Raw genomic sequence first — 15,584 nt, forward strand, 5'->3', positions numbered from 1 at the left:
TAGAGGTTTCAGATGTCTCAAACAGTGAATCCCAACCACACTTCAACCGTCGCGGTTCGCCCTATGCAGACAGGTGATATGGGGGAGATGCGATCGCTTTTCTACCAAACTGTTCACCAGATCAACAGCCGCGACTACACGCCTGAGCAGATCCAGGTTTGGGCCTCTAGCGCCAACGATGAAGCGCGCTGGCAGGCGCTGCCGAAGAAAAGCCAGGTCTTGGTGGCCGAGCACAGCGGCAAGGTGGTTGGCTTCACCAACCTTGAAGCCGATGGGCATATTGACATGTTCTTTGTCCATCCTGAGCACCAGGGAGAGGGCATTGGCAAGCGGCTGATGCAGGCCCTAGAGAGCCTAGCCCAGGCCCAGCAGCTCGACCGCCTATACTCTGAAGTCAGCATTACTGCCAAACCCTTCTTCTTGAGGTACGACTTCTGCATCGTTACCGAGGAACAGGTCGAGCGCCAGGGCATCTGGTTCACCCGGTTCATCATGGAAAAAACATTAACCTATCCCACATAAATGGCGTTCACCCTCGACAAAGTAGTGCCTTGGGGCCGTTCCTTTGCAGAATACGTGGCGATGTTTGCGCTGTCTGAGACAGATTTGGAGCAGCGCATTCTCGGCTGTGGGGATGGCCCAGCCGCCTTTAACTCTGAGCTGACTCAGCAGGGCGGGCAGGTCACGTCAACTGACCCGATCTACCAGTTCACAGCTGAGGAAATTCGCGCCCGGATCGCCGCCACCTTTGCAGAAGTAGTTGAAAAGACCCGCCAAAACTTGGACGATTTTAATTGGACAAGCATTCGCTCGCCGGAAGAACTAGGCCAGGTTCGCATGGCGGCAATGGAGCAGTTTTTGGCCGACTTCGACCTGGGCAAAGCTCAGAGGCGCTACATCACAGCCAGCCTACCCGAACTGCCCTTTGCTGACGACAGCTTTGATCTGGCGCTTTGCTCCCACTTTCTCTTTCTCTACAGTCCACAGTTCGATGTTGAGTTTCACCTAGCTGCTGTTCAGGAAATGCTGCGGGTCGCCCCAGAGGTGCGGATTTTTCCGTTAGTAGAGTTGGGTAACGCCAGGTCGCGCCACCTAGACTGGGTGATGGCTCAGCTCAAAGCTCTAGGGCACTCCCTGCAGGTCAGAACCGTCGTCTACGAGTTTCAGAAGGGCGGCAATAAAATGCTGTGCATCCACCGCTGAGTCTGTTGATAAGCCTGTTGATGAGTCTGTTGTTATGGAAGCCACCAACCTCGCTATAGTCACCCAACCCACCCTTGGCGCGGAGCGGCTGATTCTGCGGCCCTTTACCCTGGCCGATGCGCCCGACGTTCAGCGGCTGGCCGGAGAGTGGGACATTGCCGCCCGCACTCTGGTCATTCCCCATCCCTACCCCGATGGCCTGGCAGAACAGTGGATTCGCAGCCATCCTAAAGACTTTGCCGCTGGTAACTCAGTGACCTTTGCGATCGCACTGCTCGACAACACCCTCTGCGGAGCCATTGGCCTGGGCCTGGTGCCTGAAAACCAGCTAGCCGAACTGGGCTACTGGATTGGCAAACCCTACTGGGGCAACGGCTACTGCACCGAAGCCGCCAAAGCCCTGCTCAAGCTTGGCTTTAACGACCTCGGTCTCAACCGCATCCAGGCCACCCACTATACAGACAATCCGGCCTCGGGCCGAGTCATGCAGAAGATCGGCATGGCCTATGAGGGCTGCCGTCGCCAGCACACCTTTAGATGGGGCGAGTTTAAAGACATTAAACTCTACGGCATCCTCAAAAGCGACTGGTTAAACGGACACAGTTAGAGCTATAGCAAACTCAGTTAAGCTCACTGTTTCTGCTGGCCTGACTGAGCCTGTACTTTTTGAGCAGGAGAGCCGCTAGCGCGGCACTGCCCAATGCGATCGCACTGCCCGGCTCGGGTATATCCTTAGCGGGACCAGGTTTCTCCGCCTTCTTCACGAACTGAAACACCACCTCACCGCCGGGGGCTAAGAGGCGGTTAAACTGAAACGCCGCTGAAACATCCGTTAAAGCATCCGTACTAGTCAGAACGCTGTTGTTGTTCAAAGTTGTGCGGGAGCTGTTGAAAAACTCCTGCAGCAGCTTCGGGTAAAGATCTACCTGCACAAAATCTGCGGCTTGGTCAACAGTTGCAGTAACTTTTGCCCCTGTCACATCAACCTGTTGCAGAGAGTTCTTCTGAATCAACACGGAATCGAAACCAAATGTTCCGGCCACATCAAAGTCTAGATAGGAAAAGAGCGAAACCTGCTGAGCTGTGTCGGTCAGGTTCTTCAGCGTCACCGTCTCAAACCGATGAGAGGAGCCACTGTTTAGCTCGCCGCCTTGAAGCTCCAAGGAGTAGCGAAACTCTAGCGCATTGTCAAACCCGCGCAGGTAAGCCGACAGCGCATTTTCAGAGAATGTAAATGAATCTAGTGTGAAGCTGCCCAGCCCTACTTCAGGGCTCATAGGGTCTGTCCCAAAATTCAGAAAGTAGCGTTCTCCCAAAGGCCCTACGGGGACAGGGGTTTGTGGGGTAAATACCTGATTAACCCCATCTACAATCCACGCATCCACACCCAGGGTGTCTAGGTTCAGGCGGACAGTTGAGTTGTCATCATTCAGTTCCACTAGTCCTGTAGATTGAGCGTAGGCAGCCGGAAAACTCAGGCCGAAACTCACCAGTAGACTAGTCGCTATTTGCAGGGGTAATGAACGGATTTGCATGGTCCCTTAAGTGCGATGACTGAAGCGTTTCCCGATTGCCACCTGATTCGAGTGCTGTTCTACACACCGACAATAGCCAAGCTCAGGTCTCAGCTGCCTGCCGTATCCGTGTTATTACTGAAAACTTCAAAAAAGCCTCTATTTCTTGAAGATGCCAACAATCCGGGAAACCAAAGGAGCTGAACCTTTAGTTCGGCCATTAAATTCTCTGGCAGGGGTAAAACCCCATGTTCCTAATGAACGTCAAAAACCCTGATTCAGTACGGTGATGAAGATCACCTGTAGAGGCACCCTGATATATACGAGGCAACCAAAGTCAGATCACTACGTTTCGGTAAAAACCTGTTGGCAGATCAAAAATTACGTTTAGGCTAATTGAGTTAGTTACGCGCATTTTGTTCCTTGAATCGCAATACTCAACCTCGCCAAACAGTCAGCTCCAGTGCGGTCTCTGCTCATAAGGACCACCGGGCGGCGGTCAGATGGGTCTTGATTATCACCCTGGTGATGAATGTGTGTGTGGTAGTTCTCAAGGCCCTAGTAGGCCTGTGGACGGGTTCTTTGAGCCTGCTAGCCGACGCCCTGCACAGCGTTACAGACAGCGCCAACAACGTTTTAGGGCTGGTAACCAATCAGCTTGCCAATCCTCGACCTGACCGTGATCACCCCTACGGCCACCAGAAGTTTGAAGCGATTGGCGCGTTGGGCATTGCCGCCTTTTTAGGCATTGCCTGCTTTGAAATTCTTAAAGGAGCGGTCGAGCGCTTACTGCAGGGTGGAGAACCTGTTCAGGTAACGGCATCGGCTCTATGGATCATGCTGCTGGTGCTGGGCATCAATATATTTGTCGCCTTTTACGAACGCAAAGTCGGCCTGCGCTTAGGCAGCAAAATTTTGATTGCCGATGCCCGACATACCATGAGCGATGTCTGGATTACTATTGCCGTGATTGGAGGGCTGATAGGCATCTGGCGAGGTTGGCAGTGGATGGATGTCGCTCTAGCTTTTCCCGTAGCAGTGCTTGTTTTCAAGAGCGGGTGGGCGGTTCTGCGCGAGAACCTACCCTGGCTAGTTGATGAAATGGCGATCGCACCCGAAGCAATTCATAGCCAGGTAATGAAGGTGCCAGGTGTGATCAATTGCCACAATATTGCTTCTCGCGGGCTGTTGGGTCGGCAGGTTTTCATTGATATGCACCTGATTGTCGAGCCTACTAATGTCGAAGAGGCCCATCGCGTTACAGAAGAGGTCGAATCTCTATTAGACCAGCTCTATGGCCCGGCTCGAATTACGATTCATATTGAGCCTCCCCACTACGAGTCTGGCGAAATTAGCTACTAAATTAGCTATCATGAATGGCTAATCAATGAACTGGTAAATGCAGGCGTAGAGGGGCTGTAATTCCTAGCTGAGGGGTTTCTCCCTACACCCCAAATTAGCGTTAACATGCTTACTTTGCTTTCCAGGTGCCCCCGTAGCGGTAGTAGGGGTTATTCTGGCTAAGTTGGCTCCAGCATTGAGGACAAACCAACCGCCATTTGCCGCTCTCATCAGACTGAATCCGGTATCGGATAGCCGACTGTTGAGTGCAGTGTTCACAGAGTTTTAGACGAGGTTTAGAGAGCATTAGAATCGCTACAAGGGTCAAAAGGTACAGCCTCGGGGCACGCAGTCTCAAGTCAGTCCTGTGCGCCCTTCCTCTATCCTGGCACTGAATTTTTGATTAGTATTTTGCCTTAGGTTATGAATCTTCCCACCTGGATCACGGTATCGCGTCTGGTGAGCGTTCCGCTGGTGCTCTACTTACTGCAGGCACCCACGGAGCGCGATCGTGCGATCGCAGTCGGCATCTTTCTCATTGGAGCCAGTACAGATTGGTTGGATGGCTATCTGGCTAGGCGCTTAAATCAGGTTACGGAGCTGGGTAAATTTCTCGATCCGCTGGTGGATAAACTGCTGGTTCTAGCCCCCCTGATGTCCCTCGTAGAACTCCAGCAGATACCAGCCTGGGGCGTCTTTCTAATCCTAGCAAGAGAGCTGACGGTTGCCGGTTGGCGCGTCAGTCCTTCCCTGCAGCAGGGGAGCGTGCCGGGAGCAAACCTTTGGGGCAAACTCAAAACGGTAGTACAGATTGTAGCTGTCGCTATGCTGATTGCCCCACTGGGTGAAAATTGGGCCGTTCTTTGCCAACTTTTATTCTGGCTAGCAGTCATTCTCACCTGGGTTTCTGGCGCAGTTTACCTCTGGCCTCAGCCCTCTAGCCAAGAAATCTCTGGGTAGACGGCCTGGACTTCTACAGGCACTTTTGATGGATTGAAACGCTTACAGAAAGCCGGTAGGGGTGCAACAACGCTACACCCCTACCGGCTTAAAATGAGTCGATATTAAGACACTGGGAGACCTGCCTAAACTTGGCAATTACTCCTCATCGTCCTCATAGTATTCCCCGTCGCCTTCAAGCTGCTTGAGGCGAATGTGCTTGCGACCCAGGGAGATTTCAAATTCATCGCCGGGTTTCAAGCCCATCTGCTTGGTGTAGGCCGACCCGATCAAAAGGTTGCCATTAGACTGTACGGTAATCCGGTAGCTGGCGCTGCGCCCGCCACGGCCATTGGTGCCTTGGGTGCTGTCTAACTGAATTCCCTCTGCTTCGATGAGCGCATTGAGGAATTTCATCATATTGACCCTTTCAACCCCATTCTTGGTCAGGGTGTAATAGCCGCAGGCTTTGGCTTTCTCCTCTTTGCTTAGGTTTTCCAGATCCTTGACTTTCTTCAGCAAGGCTTTGCCAGTGAGTGCTTCAATCTGAGTATCGTTAGCCATCAACTCTAGTCTCTACTATCGACGGTGTTGTACTTGAAATTCCCAAATTCAATGTTGGGATTGCCTTTGTCTAGCTCTACTTTAATGATGCCACGCAGAATGATACTACAGCGCAATAGTTTTTTGCATTCAAGTCACCTTAAGTTGACTCAATCATAATTATTTCCATGCTTACTTGCAAAACAAGAGGTCGGTTATCGATGAAGAGAGCTATCATTATTTGCTGCGGCAGCATCGTCAACTCAAAAGGACAGTCCTTAACTCCTACAGAATTACAGCAGCTGACTCAAGCTACAGATAGCCCTGGGCAAAATCAAGGGACCAGAATAAATGACTATGTCCGGAAAAAACCTGAAAGCAGTCGTACTAGATTAGGGTGTCTTACCCGACTCTAGAGAGGGGGAGCACACCCTCCTAAAAGGAGACGCCAGGACAGCGTTTTCTGTTGCTTTAATCCTGTTTAAAGCTGCATTTTTTTCAGAGGCCGCGTCAAACATCTGCCGGTAGGGTTCTTTTACCCTTGGGTTCTGTTTGCAGAAATGCGATGCTAAAAGCAGTCGATTATCAAATGGCGTTGCCTCTGAAGGCGCTTAGTTGTGGCAATTTCTTGAATGAAGTTAACTACTCGCGGTCACTACAGCGTTAAAGCTCTGCTGGATTTAAGCCTCCAACCGAATGATTTACCAGCTTCGGTCAATGCGATCGCACAGCGTCAAGATCTGCCTGCTCCCTATCTAGAAAAACTTTTGATTGCCCTCCGTCGAGCTGACATTGTCGAATCAGTTCGCGGAGCTCAAGGTGGATATCGGCTGGCTCGACCCGCTGCCGAGATTTCTCTGGGGCAAATTTTAGAAGCCGTTGGAGAAACAGTTGAGCCGCTGCCCAGACATCAACCTCAAATTGATCAAACCGAAGACTGGGTCACCTATAGCGTCTGGAAACGGCTGCATCAAAAACTTAGAGAAGCGCTTTATAGCATCTCTTTAGAAGACCTCTATTACGATGCCCGCAGCTGGCAGGCAGCCCAAGGCGAGGAGGCCAGCTTTGTGGTTTGAGCAGGCAGCGATTTTAGCCATTGCCGCAGGGCTAGACTTTTGCCTAGGCGATCCTTGGGGTTGGCCCCACCCGGTGCAGGTTATGGGCTGGGGCATTGGCGTCTACAGTCAGGCCGTTTTTAAGGTTATCAAAGCGCCTATAGGGCAGCGCTTAGCCGGCATTGTTTTAGGGGTGGGGCTGATTGTTGGCAGTGGCCTGACAGGTTGGGCGTTGCTCTGGCTGGCGAGGGTCGTGCAGCCGGGGATGGATCTGCTGGTTGGAGCAGTACTGCTAGCGAGCTGCTTTGCCGGCCGGAGTCTGCGCCGAGCCGCTGAAGACGTGCTGCAGCCGCTTCAGCACGGCGACTTGGCAGCGGCCCGACAGCAGTTAAGCCGCTATGTCGGACGCGATACCGCCGACCTGAACGAAGCGGAAATCCTGCGGGCTGTAATGGAAACGGTGACAGAAAACGCCACCGACGGTGTATTGGCTCCTCTGTTCTATGCGCTAGTGGGGGCTTTTCTCCCTGGAGTAGGCAGCGTACCTTTGGCCCTAGCTTACAAAGCAGCTAGCACCCTCGACTCGATGGTGGGCTACCGAGAAGCGCCCTATACAGATCTAGGCTGGTTTAGCGCTCGCTTAGAGGATGGGCTAACCTGGCTGCCCTGCCGCCTAGTGGTGGTGACGATTGGCCTGCTCTCGGGCCAGCCGGGTCGAGTTTGGCGCATTTGTCGGCGCGATGCGATCGCAGATCCCAGTCCCAACGCGGGCTGGAGCGAGTGTGCCTATGCGGCTACTCTAGGAGTTCAGCTAGGGGGGCCTAACCGTTATCGAGGGGTCATTAAAGTTAAGCCCAAACTAGCAGACGACCTGCAGCCTATCACTCCAGATCTGATTCGGCAGGCAATGGATCTAACTCGATCGGCTTTTTTGATCGGGCTATGTTCAGCAGTAGCCGGATTAATCGGACGGGGTCTCCTAAACTTAAGATGATCACTCAAGCGGATATGCCAAGGAGCAGCCCAGAAACATTAGAATACAGCAAAGAAATAGCCCCTAGAGACAGTCTTCAGGCTAGCCCTTCCGGCTATGAGCCCGACCGTTCAGTCGGTCGGGTAGCTTGGTGAATCTACCCTGCGCTGATTCCTGAAAATTATTATTTCCTAGATGGCCGTCTTGTAGGCACAGAGCTGTGTGCTCTAGGCTACATATTTCCTTCATCATAACAACTTATCTACACCCCCTCTATGTCGTCTAAGGTCGTTGAAATTCTCTCTGCCGAAGAACTGCGCCGCACGCTTAACCGCATGGCTTCTGAAATTGTGGAGCGGGCAGGCGATCTCTCTAAAACCATGCTGATTGGGATCTATACACGAGGCGTGCCTCTGGCTCACATTCTGGCTCGGCAGATTCAGCGCCTAGAAGATACTCAGGTGCCGGTCGGCGCTCTGGACATCACCCTCTACCGGGACGATCTCGATAAAATCGGTACCCGCACCCCTGCTCGCAACAAAATTCCCTTTGATCTCTCTGGCAAAACCGTGGTGCTGGTAGACGACGTAATCTATAGCGGACGCACCATTCGAGCAGCGCTCAACGCTGTTCATGACTACGGCCGCCCCGAAACCGTGCGGCTGGCCGTTTTGGTAGACCGGGGCCATCGACAGGTGCCTATCCACCCCGACTTCGTCGGCAAGCTCCTGCCCACGGCGCGGGATGAGTCCGTTAAGGTATCCCTCCACGACATTGACGGTCGAGACGGCGTTCAACTCCTGGCCCGAAACCACGTTCCAGCCTGATGCCCTCCCTGTTCATGGAGAATGGTAAAGGGGCAGAGAAGGGGGATCGCCCCTATGGGACACTACGGGTATTGACTCCAGTCTTTCCTATTTACCTGCTTAATTGAGCGAGACCCATACGGACTGTGACTGTATCTCCTCTATCTGCCTCAGAAACCCAGGTTCGCAAAGCCGACCACATCCGCATCTGCCTCGATGCCGATGTCCAGTGCCCGCAAAACACGACCGGACTAGAGCGCTACCGATTTCTGCACTGCTGCCTGCCAGAGCTTGATCAGGCCGATATTGATCTGCAGAGCCATTTCCTGGGCAAACCCCTAGGGGTGCCGCTGCTGATCTCCTCAATGACTGGTGGCACTGACCAGGCCCATCGAATCAACCAGCGGCTCGCGGCGGTGGCCCAGCATCATCGGCTGGCAATGGGTGTAGGCTCCCAGCGGGTTGCGGTCGAAAACCCCGACCTGCGCGAGACATTTGCTGTGCGCTCGGTGGCCCCCGACATTTTGCTGCTGGCCAACTTGGGGGCAGTGCAGCTCAACTACGACTACGGACTAGAGCAGTGCCAGCGGGCCATCGACTGGTTAGAGGCCGACGCCCTGATCCTGCACCTCAACCCGCTACAAGAATGTGTGCAGACTCGCGGCGACACCAACTTTAAGGGGCTGCTGGGCAAGATTGAGCACCTCTGTGAGGCGCTGCCAGTTCCCGTGATTGCCAAAGAAGTGGGCAACGGCATTTCTGGGCCGATGGCTCGAAGACTGATCGAGGCAGGGGTCAGCGCTATTGATGTGGCCGGGGCCGGGGGCACCTCCTGGGCCAGAGTCGAAAGCGAACGGGCTCAAGACCCGATCCAGCGCCGCTTGGGCAACACCTTTGCCGACTGGGGCCTTCCTACAGCAGACTGTATTGAGCAGATTCGTGCGATCGCACCCTCCCTCCCTCTCATCGCCTCTGGTGGCCTTCGCAATGGCCTCGATGCCGCCAAAGCCTTGGCTCTGGGGGCTGACTTGGCCGGACTGGCCTACCCCTTTCTCCAGGCCGCTAGTCAGTCCGAAGCCGCCGTTGAAGCCCTAGCCGAAGTGTTAATCGCGGAACTGACAACGGTACTGTTTTGTACGGGGCAGCCCACTATCCAAGATTTGCGCGCTGCAGAGGTGCTGCAGAGAGTTGGGTAGCTTAGCCTCAAGGTGCGATCGCAACTCCCCCAAATCGCTTGAAAAATTTGAGGGAGCCCTGTAAAAACCTTCGGTTCTGATGCCGGAATTCGCTGCATCAGTTAGTATTTCTGTACCAAATACTTCAATCTGCGGCCATGCTCGATCTGATGAAGATCGCCCAGCAAATGCGGGGCATCAGCGAACACCTGACCCAAGAAGCCGAAGCCGCCCGCCGCCGGGTCATCATCGCCAATCAGCTGATGGAGCGGGCCACAGAGCACCAGAGCACCCTGCTAGAACAGTGGGAGCAATGGTGCGATCGCATTGGGTTTGCCGTCGCCCAGCCCATCGAACCCCTCGATACCCGCATTGCCCTCCAGGCCGCCCCCGAAGCCCACACAGTCCTCGCTACCGACGGCTCCCAAATCGCCCCTAGCCACCACGAAATCGCCTACTGCTACCTGCTCAACATTGGCCGTATCGTGCTCCACTACGGCCAGAGCCGCTACCCCCTGCTCGACAGCCTGCCCGAAGTCGTCTACCGCCCCGAAGACCTCTATTTGTCTCGACAGTGGGGCATTTCCACCGAAGAGTGGATGGGGCACCGGCGAACCGTGGCAGAAGCAGTAGTGTTAGGAGAATTGGCAAAGGCATTAAGGAGAGAGGAGGTTGGAGAGATCTGGGGGGCAGAAGGACAATACTCCTTAGACTTCTCCTCTGCTCCCCTGCCCCCCCGCTCCCCTGCCCCTTCTCATCCACCCTCCCATCCATCCACCGATCTACCCTCCCACCCTCCCACCCTCGCCCTAGTCGATGGCTCCCTTATCTACTGGTTCCTCGACCAGCTTCCTGCGGAAGCGAGGGATAACATTCTGCCGCCGATTTTGGAGGGGTGGGAGCAGCTGCGGCAGCTGCGGATACCGCTAGTGGGTTATCTCAGTGCCTCTCGCAGTGGGGAAGCGCTGAACTTCTTGCGGCTAGAGGCGTGTCCCTACGAGCAACCAGACTGTACAACTCACTGCGGCGGCCAGACCGATACGGCTCCCTGCCAGGTCTTTTCGCCGTTAAAGGACGCTACCTATTGGGCGACAGCTTTGGAACCAGGGCAGCGAGGGCCGCTGTGGCAAAGCTCTGCGCCCATTCTCGACCACTATGGCGAGCATCGAATCTTCTTTTGCTACGTCCATGTAGGGGCTGAGGTGGCCCGAGTGGAAATGCCTGCTTGGGTGGTTGAAGATGCAGAGCTGCTAGAAACTGCGCTACAGCTCACCTTGACCCAGGTGCAGAAGGGCTATGGCTACCCAGTAGCGCTGGCCGAAGCCCACAATCAGGCCGTGGTGCGGGGGGGCGATCGCACTCGCTTTTTTGCGCTGCTGGAGCGGGAAATGATTCGCGCCGGTCTCAAAAATGTGGGCACTTCTTACAAAGAGGCTCGTAAGCGGGGCAGCATTGCCTAGAGAGCTTGACAGCAGCAGAAGCTAAAAATCGTTGTTTGGTGGCAAAAGCAACTCAATTTCAGTAAATTCCACCTTCTCGATGCGGAATCAATTCGTGTTAGGGTGTAGTTTAGACCAGCAACAAATACAAACTGCGAGTTTACGGGTTTTTAAGGTGTCTATTGATACCTAGTCATAGCTGCAGTTTACGCATTTTCTGGTTAAGCTTATGACGCTGCAATCTTGCTCCTCTTCAAACGAGACTGCTACTCTTCAGTCCTCCCTCATTTCTCAAAGGCCCAGGCCGACCAGTGGGTTTAGCCTGGGCCAGCAGGCTAAACCCTCAACCGAGACTGCTGAACAGCTTGCTTCCTGGCACTGCATTGCAACTCTGCCAGGACACGACAGCTGGGTGCAGTCGGTAGCGGTGAGCCCCGATGGTCGCTTTATCGCTAGCGGCAGTGGCGACAAAACGGTGCGGATCTGGGATTTGCACGCCAAGGCGCTGCTGCACGTCATTCTTGATCACGAAGCTTGGGTGCGGTCGGTGGCTTTTAGCCCCGATAGCCGCATTGTTGCCAGCGTCAGCGACGATGCGACCATTCGCCTGTGGAGCGCCCGCACTGGAGAGTGTCAGGGGGTTTTGGAAGGCCATACTGACTGGGTGCGGGCCATCACTTTCAGCCCCGACGGCAAGTATCTTTTCAGCGGTGGTCAAGACAACACGGTCTGCATCTGGAAGCTCTCTAGCGGCACGTTAATCCACTGCTTTAAGGGGCATTCCCACTGGGTTCGAGATGTCGCGGTCAGTCCCGATGGGTCTACCCTAGTCAGCGCCGGGCAGGACAAAACTGTCCGGATTCACCGCGTTAAGGGCAGGGGCACCAACCGAATTCTCTCTGGCCACGAAGAAGAGGTGCTCTCAGTGGCGGTTAGCCCCAATAACTGGCTCTTGGCCAGCGCCGGAGCCGACTGCACCGTGCGCTTCTGGAAGCTCAACAGCGGCCGTCAAATCACCGCCTTTAAAGCCCACGCTGCCGCCATTAACTGCCTTAAGTTCAGCCCTGATGGTGACCTGCTAGCAACCGCCAGCAGCGATAAAACTATTCGCCTCTGGCACATCAATAGCGGCAAGCCAGTTGCCCGATTAGAGGGGCACGATGGCTGGGTCTGGTCAGTTGCTTTTGCCCCCGACAGCAAAACTTTGGTTAGCGGAGGGTTGGATGGTTGCCTGAAGGTGTGGCGGCCTCGGGTTCTTAGCTATCCGGGCAATTGAGCCTTGAGGTACTCGCGGCGCATACGTGCGATCGCATCAATCGAAATGCCCTTAGGGCAAACCGCTTCGCACTCACCGTGATTAGAGCAGTCGCCAAACCCCTCAGACTGCATCTGATTCGTCATGGCCCGCACCCGCTGTTGACGCTCCGGATGTCCTTGGGGCAGCAGTGACAGGTGGGCCACCTTAGCCGCTGTAAAAAGCGACGCTGAGGCATTGGGGCAAGCTGCTACACAGGCTCCGCAGGCAATGCAGGATGCATAGTCAAAGGCTAAGTCAGCCTGCTCTTTGGGCACGGACGTAGCATTAGCCTCTGGAGCAGAGCCTGTCTTCACCGAAATGTAGCCGCCCGCCATAATGATCCGATCAAAGGCTGAGCGATCTACCACTAGATCCTTAATAATAGGGAAGGAACGGGCTCGCCAGGGTTCGACCACCAGCCGAGCACCCTCTTTGAAGTGGCGTAGATAAAGCTGGCAGGCCGCTGTTTGCTGCTGCGGGCCGTGGGCCTGACCATTGATCATCACGCCACAGGAACCGCAGATGCCCTCGCGGCAGTCGTAATCAAACTCAATCGGTGTTTCTCCCCGGTGAATTAGCTGCTCATTGAGCACATCGAGCAGTTCCAGGAAAGACATATCTGGGTTGGCATCGGGCACAGTGTATTCGACAAACTGCCCCGCCTCTGATGGGGCTGCCTGTCGCCACACGCTCAGGTGAATTTTCATCCGTAAACGCTTGATGAGAAGCTGTGAGAAAACCTGTGAGATACTTATAGTCTAGCGCCGCTGCTGGTCAGAGTGCCCCCCAAACTCTATTGGCTGTGGTGTTGTCACGTTTCGCTACCTTAGTCACGTTTCGCTACCTTAAAAGAAACACCTGGGCAAGTGGCACAGTTTGTTCCTGAGTCGGCCTTTTCACCCCGGAACATTTAGGTAGCTAAGCCAATCAATCAAGCACTCTACCCTGGGGGCTGTCTGTGACCGCCGTGATTCCCCTAAACTCTCGCACTATCCTCGGACTCAATCAGGAAGCCTATCAGCAGCTCCGGTTAGCGCTCAGCCTCAATCTGCGCCGCCAGCTGCTGATTGCAGTTTGTGACGACGCAGCCCTCCAAAACGAGCTAGCGACTCGGCTAGAAGCCGATCTAAACGGATCAGCCAATGGCACTTCTGAGGACAATGGCCCCAATCTGCCTGCGGTTGTCAATCTCTGGCTAGATCGCCAAAACCTTGATCTGGCCCGACAGGCGGTGCTGTGGTGTAAGCAGCAGGGCCTCACCCATCCCAGCCTGGTCAAGAGCCTGCCAACCTTCCAAATGTTAGGAATTGATCAGCTCACTCGTTATTCCCCAGCGCTACAAAACCGCTTTTTGGCCTCTCTAACTCACCTGGAACCGCTGCTCTCTCGCTTAGAAGTGCGACTAGTGCTGTGGGTATCTCGCCCCTGGCTGCGAAAAATTCGCCAGTCGGTGCCGCAGGTTTGGCAGCTGCGAAATGGCCTGTTTGAGTTTGCAGGCGATCCTACGCCGCTGTATCCGGTGGAGGCAATTGAGCCTGTAGTAGCAAATAAGAGCAGACCCCAACCCCCCGTGCTAGCACCGGCCCCAACGCCTGCACAAGCAGACTCTTTAGAGGCCCAAGCCATCGATTTTTGGACTGTCTTAACCGAAGACCTATCGGCCTTGGAGGCCCCGTCCGCCCCACCTGCCCCTCAACGAAATGAAACCGCTTCAGGAACGGGTTCGACTGATGCGCTGACTGGTGCAGTTCAGCCACCCCCAGCCGCTATTCCATCACTGCTAATTCCCTTTGCCCAAAACTCGGCTCGATCAGAACCTAAAACTCCTAAGTCTGAAGTTCTTGAGTTTGAAACCCTCGAGCTAAAAATTCCTGAGCCTTCGGCTCCTGAACCTAAGGCTCCTAAGTCTGAAGTTCTCGATCCTGCAACGCTTGAGCAGGCAACACTTAAGCCGGTGACGCCTAAGCCGGTAACACCTAGGACGCCAGCCGCAGCACCACCTCCCAACGGGGCTGCGCCCCCCTCAGCCCCCCCAGCCCCAGATCCAGTCATCCCCGATGCTCATCTGCTGGCCCTGTGGCAGCATATTCAGTCGCTAACACAACAGCAGGCTGGCCCCTTGACCCTGGCGCGAGCCTACCTCTTTTTGGGCCAGACCTGCCGCGATCGCATTGAAGCGGGCAACCACCATCCCGACCTCATCGATCTGGCCCTAGAAGCCTACACCCGCGCTCTGCCCAATCTCAAACCGGGCTCTCCTGAGTGGGGAGATGGTCTGAATGATTTGGGTAGCCTCTACTGGTTGCGATCGCACCGCGAACCCCATCCCGAAGGCATAATTCATTGGCTGCAGCAGAGCATTCAAGCCTACCGGGCTGTTCTGGGCTATCCCCAGCCGCCTTCAGAAGAGGGGCTCGCCCGTCTCCATAGCAACCTAGGCACCGTCTACAGCCTGCTAGCCAACCTGCAAGACCCCACCCAAAACCTAGAGCAATCGGCGCGGGCCTACCACCGAGCCCTGCAGTATCGCCCAGCAGACACCTTCCCCACAGAATACGCCGTTCTGCAAAACAGTCTGGGCGCAATTCACTGGCGGCTGGCCCAGCAGAGCGATACCCGCAACCACCTACACCGCGCCATCACCGCCTACAGCGAAGCCCTGCGATATCGATCACCCCAAGCATCGCCCCAGGAATACGCCATGATTCAAAACAACCTGGGCATTGCCTACTGGAGCCTGGCCCAGCACGAGCGACCTGTGTTTCTCCTAGGGCAGGCCGTCGCTGCCTATCGATCGGCCCTAGCCTACCGCACACTGAGCACCGACCCAGCAGGCTGTGCCGCCACCCACAACAACCTTGGTACGGCCTATTGGGATCTGGCCCAGCACCAAGACAAGCACCCAGAGGGTCAGCGAACCCTGTGGCAGCAAGCCCTGAGCGCCTACGAAACAGCCCTGACAGCTGCCCAGCGGGCGCTGGGCGAAGCTCCCGATACTCCCCTGAGCTTTGACCTATGGGCCACTTTCCACAGCGCCGGAGTCGTACATGATCAGCTGGCTCAACACCTGCCAGAAGCCCACTTCGATCTCCGGGCCAAGCATCTCGATCAGGCTCTGCTGCACTATCTAACGGCACTTGATGGATGGCGGGCCTTGCCCGATCGCCTAGATCTGCTCAAAAACGCCTTGATCCACAACATTCGCCTGCAGTTTCAAATTCGCGGCGTAGAAGGGCAAAACGCTGTCCTATCACGTATTCCAGCCGAGCTTCTGCCCGATATTTTGCCCCAACTATAGA

The 15,584-nt window shown here is 55.0% G+C and carries 15 protein-coding genes; 12 read left to right on the forward strand and 3 right to left on the reverse strand.

Translation table 11 applies throughout. The annotated features are described in order from the left end of the window. Positions 1–12 precede the first annotated feature (12 nt). The 3 genes from H6G13_RS18400 to H6G13_RS18410 are packed head-to-tail and all read left to right on the forward strand — an operon-like array spanning position 13 to position 1,810. Positions 13–522 carry a GNAT family N-acetyltransferase gene (locus H6G13_RS18400; protein ID WP_190485463.1) on the forward strand — a complete coding sequence of 170 codons (510 nt, stop codon included), beginning with the start codon at positions 13–15 and terminating at the stop codon, positions 520–522. Next, a complete protein-coding gene (locus H6G13_RS18405) occupies positions 523–1,203 on the forward strand; it encodes a class I SAM-dependent methyltransferase (protein ID WP_190485465.1) in 681 nt (226 codons plus the stop codon). Positions 1,204–1,237: 34 nt separating this feature from the next. Continuing rightward, positions 1,238–1,810: a GNAT family N-acetyltransferase gene (locus tag H6G13_RS18410; protein WP_190485467.1), complete on the forward strand. Its 573-nt coding sequence runs from the start codon at positions 1,238–1,240 to the stop codon at positions 1,808–1,810. A 13-nt stretch (positions 1,811–1,823) separates the two neighbouring features. Here the strand turns inward: H6G13_RS18410 and H6G13_RS18415 are convergent, their stop codons facing one another. Continuing rightward, positions 1,824–2,738: a hypothetical protein gene (locus H6G13_RS18415; protein WP_190485469.1), complete on the reverse strand. Its 915-nt coding sequence runs from the start codon at positions 2,736–2,738 to the stop codon at positions 1,824–1,826. 402 nt (positions 2,739–3,140) lie between these two features. Between H6G13_RS18415 and H6G13_RS18420 the strand changes: the two genes are divergently transcribed. Further along, positions 3,141–4,079 carry a cation diffusion facilitator family transporter gene (locus H6G13_RS18420; RefSeq protein WP_277882534.1) on the forward strand — a complete coding sequence of 313 codons (939 nt, stop codon included), beginning with the start codon at positions 3,141–3,143 and terminating at the stop codon, positions 4,077–4,079. Positions 4,080–4,481: 402 nt separating this feature from the next. Beyond that, positions 4,482–5,018, forward strand: a complete 537-nt coding sequence (gene pgsA, locus H6G13_RS18425) for a CDP-diacylglycerol--glycerol-3-phosphate 3-phosphatidyltransferase (RefSeq protein ID WP_190485471.1) — start codon at positions 4,482–4,484, stop codon at positions 5,016–5,018. Positions 5,019–5,156: 138 nt separating this feature from the next. Here the strand turns inward: pgsA and H6G13_RS18430 are convergent, their stop codons facing one another. Next, positions 5,157–5,561: an AbrB family transcriptional regulator gene (locus tag H6G13_RS18430; protein WP_190485473.1), complete on the reverse strand. Its 405-nt coding sequence runs from the start codon at positions 5,559–5,561 to the stop codon at positions 5,157–5,159. A 611-nt stretch (positions 5,562–6,172) separates the two neighbouring features. Between H6G13_RS18430 and H6G13_RS18435 the strand changes: the two genes are divergently transcribed. From H6G13_RS18435 to H6G13_RS18460, 6 genes are all read left to right on the forward strand, one after another. Next, the gene (locus H6G13_RS18435) at positions 6,173–6,616 is read left to right on the forward strand and encodes an Rrf2 family transcriptional regulator (RefSeq protein WP_190485475.1); all 444 of its coding nucleotides are present in this window, start codon (positions 6,173–6,175) and stop codon (positions 6,614–6,616) included. Further along, the gene (gene cbiB / locus H6G13_RS18440) at positions 6,606–7,589 is read left to right on the forward strand and encodes an adenosylcobinamide-phosphate synthase CbiB (RefSeq protein ID WP_242028413.1); all 984 of its coding nucleotides are present in this window, start codon (positions 6,606–6,608) and stop codon (positions 7,587–7,589) included. The genes H6G13_RS18435 and cbiB overlap by 11 nt, the downstream gene beginning before the upstream one ends. A 254-nt stretch (positions 7,590–7,843) precedes the next feature. Beyond that, positions 7,844–8,395 carry a bifunctional pyr operon transcriptional regulator/uracil phosphoribosyltransferase PyrR gene (gene pyrR, locus H6G13_RS18445; RefSeq protein WP_190485478.1) on the forward strand — a complete coding sequence of 184 codons (552 nt, stop codon included), beginning with the start codon at positions 7,844–7,846 and terminating at the stop codon, positions 8,393–8,395. Between the two features lie 125 nt (positions 8,396–8,520). Next, the gene (gene fni, locus H6G13_RS18450; protein ID WP_190485479.1) at positions 8,521–9,570 is read left to right on the forward strand and encodes a type 2 isopentenyl-diphosphate Delta-isomerase; all 1,050 of its coding nucleotides are present in this window, start codon (positions 8,521–8,523) and stop codon (positions 9,568–9,570) included. Positions 9,571–9,707: 137 nt separating this feature from the next. After that, on the forward strand, positions 9,708–11,009 hold the full coding sequence (locus H6G13_RS18455; RefSeq protein WP_190485481.1) for a DNA double-strand break repair nuclease NurA: 1,302 nt from the start codon (positions 9,708–9,710) through the stop codon (positions 11,007–11,009). Positions 11,010–11,217: 208 nt separating this feature from the next. After that, the gene (locus H6G13_RS18460) at positions 11,218–12,264 is read left to right on the forward strand and encodes a WD40 repeat domain-containing protein (protein ID WP_190485483.1); all 1,047 of its coding nucleotides are present in this window, start codon (positions 11,218–11,220) and stop codon (positions 12,262–12,264) included. On the opposite strand, the gene H6G13_RS18465 is transcribed toward H6G13_RS18460, so the two are convergent. Further along, on the reverse strand, positions 12,249–12,992 hold the full coding sequence (locus H6G13_RS18465) for a succinate dehydrogenase/fumarate reductase iron-sulfur subunit (protein ID WP_190485485.1): 744 nt from the start codon (positions 12,990–12,992) through the stop codon (positions 12,249–12,251). The genes H6G13_RS18460 and H6G13_RS18465 overlap by 16 nt on opposite strands. A gap of 251 nt (positions 12,993–13,243) precedes the next feature. On the opposite strand from H6G13_RS18465, the gene H6G13_RS18470 reads away from it, so the two are divergent. Next, the gene (locus H6G13_RS18470) at positions 13,244–15,583 is read left to right on the forward strand and encodes a tetratricopeptide repeat protein (protein WP_190485487.1); all 2,340 of its coding nucleotides are present in this window, start codon (positions 13,244–13,246) and stop codon (positions 15,581–15,583) included. The last annotated feature ends 1 nt before the right edge of the window (position 15,584 follow it).

Source organism: Pseudanabaena sp. FACHB-2040, assembly GCF_014696715.1.
In the GTDB taxonomy this organism is placed as follows: domain Bacteria; phylum Cyanobacteriota; class Cyanobacteriia; order Phormidesmidales; family Phormidesmidaceae; genus JACVSF01.

Excerpts from the sequence above, each read along its gene's own strand:
- H6G13_RS18400 (WP_190485463.1), top strand. The coding sequence starts at position 13 with ATGTCTCAAACAGTGAATCCCAACCACACTTCAACCGTCGCGGTTCGC.
- H6G13_RS18405 (WP_190485465.1), top strand. The coding sequence starts at position 523 with ATGGCGTTCACCCTCGACAAAGTAGTGCCTTGGGGCCGTTCCTTTGCA.
- H6G13_RS18410 (WP_190485467.1), top strand. The coding sequence starts at position 1,238 with ATGGAAGCCACCAACCTCGCTATAGTCACCCAACCCACCCTTGGCGCG.
- H6G13_RS18415 (WP_190485469.1), bottom strand. The coding sequence starts at position 2,738 with ATGCAAATCCGTTCATTACCCCTGCAAATAGCGACTAGTCTACTGGTG.
- pgsA (WP_190485471.1), top strand. The coding sequence starts at position 4,482 with ATGAATCTTCCCACCTGGATCACGGTATCGCGTCTGGTGAGCGTTCCG.
- H6G13_RS18430 (WP_190485473.1), bottom strand. The coding sequence starts at position 5,561 with ATGGCTAACGATACTCAGATTGAAGCACTCACTGGCAAAGCCTTGCTG.
- H6G13_RS18435 (WP_190485475.1), top strand. The coding sequence starts at position 6,173 with ATGAAGTTAACTACTCGCGGTCACTACAGCGTTAAAGCTCTGCTGGAT.
- pyrR (WP_190485478.1), top strand. The coding sequence starts at position 7,844 with ATGTCGTCTAAGGTCGTTGAAATTCTCTCTGCCGAAGAACTGCGCCGC.
- H6G13_RS18455 (WP_190485481.1), top strand. The coding sequence starts at position 9,708 with ATGCTCGATCTGATGAAGATCGCCCAGCAAATGCGGGGCATCAGCGAA.
- H6G13_RS18460 (WP_190485483.1), top strand. The coding sequence starts at position 11,218 with ATGACGCTGCAATCTTGCTCCTCTTCAAACGAGACTGCTACTCTTCAG.
- H6G13_RS18465 (WP_190485485.1), bottom strand. The coding sequence starts at position 12,992 with ATGAAAATTCACCTGAGCGTGTGGCGACAGGCAGCCCCATCAGAGGCG.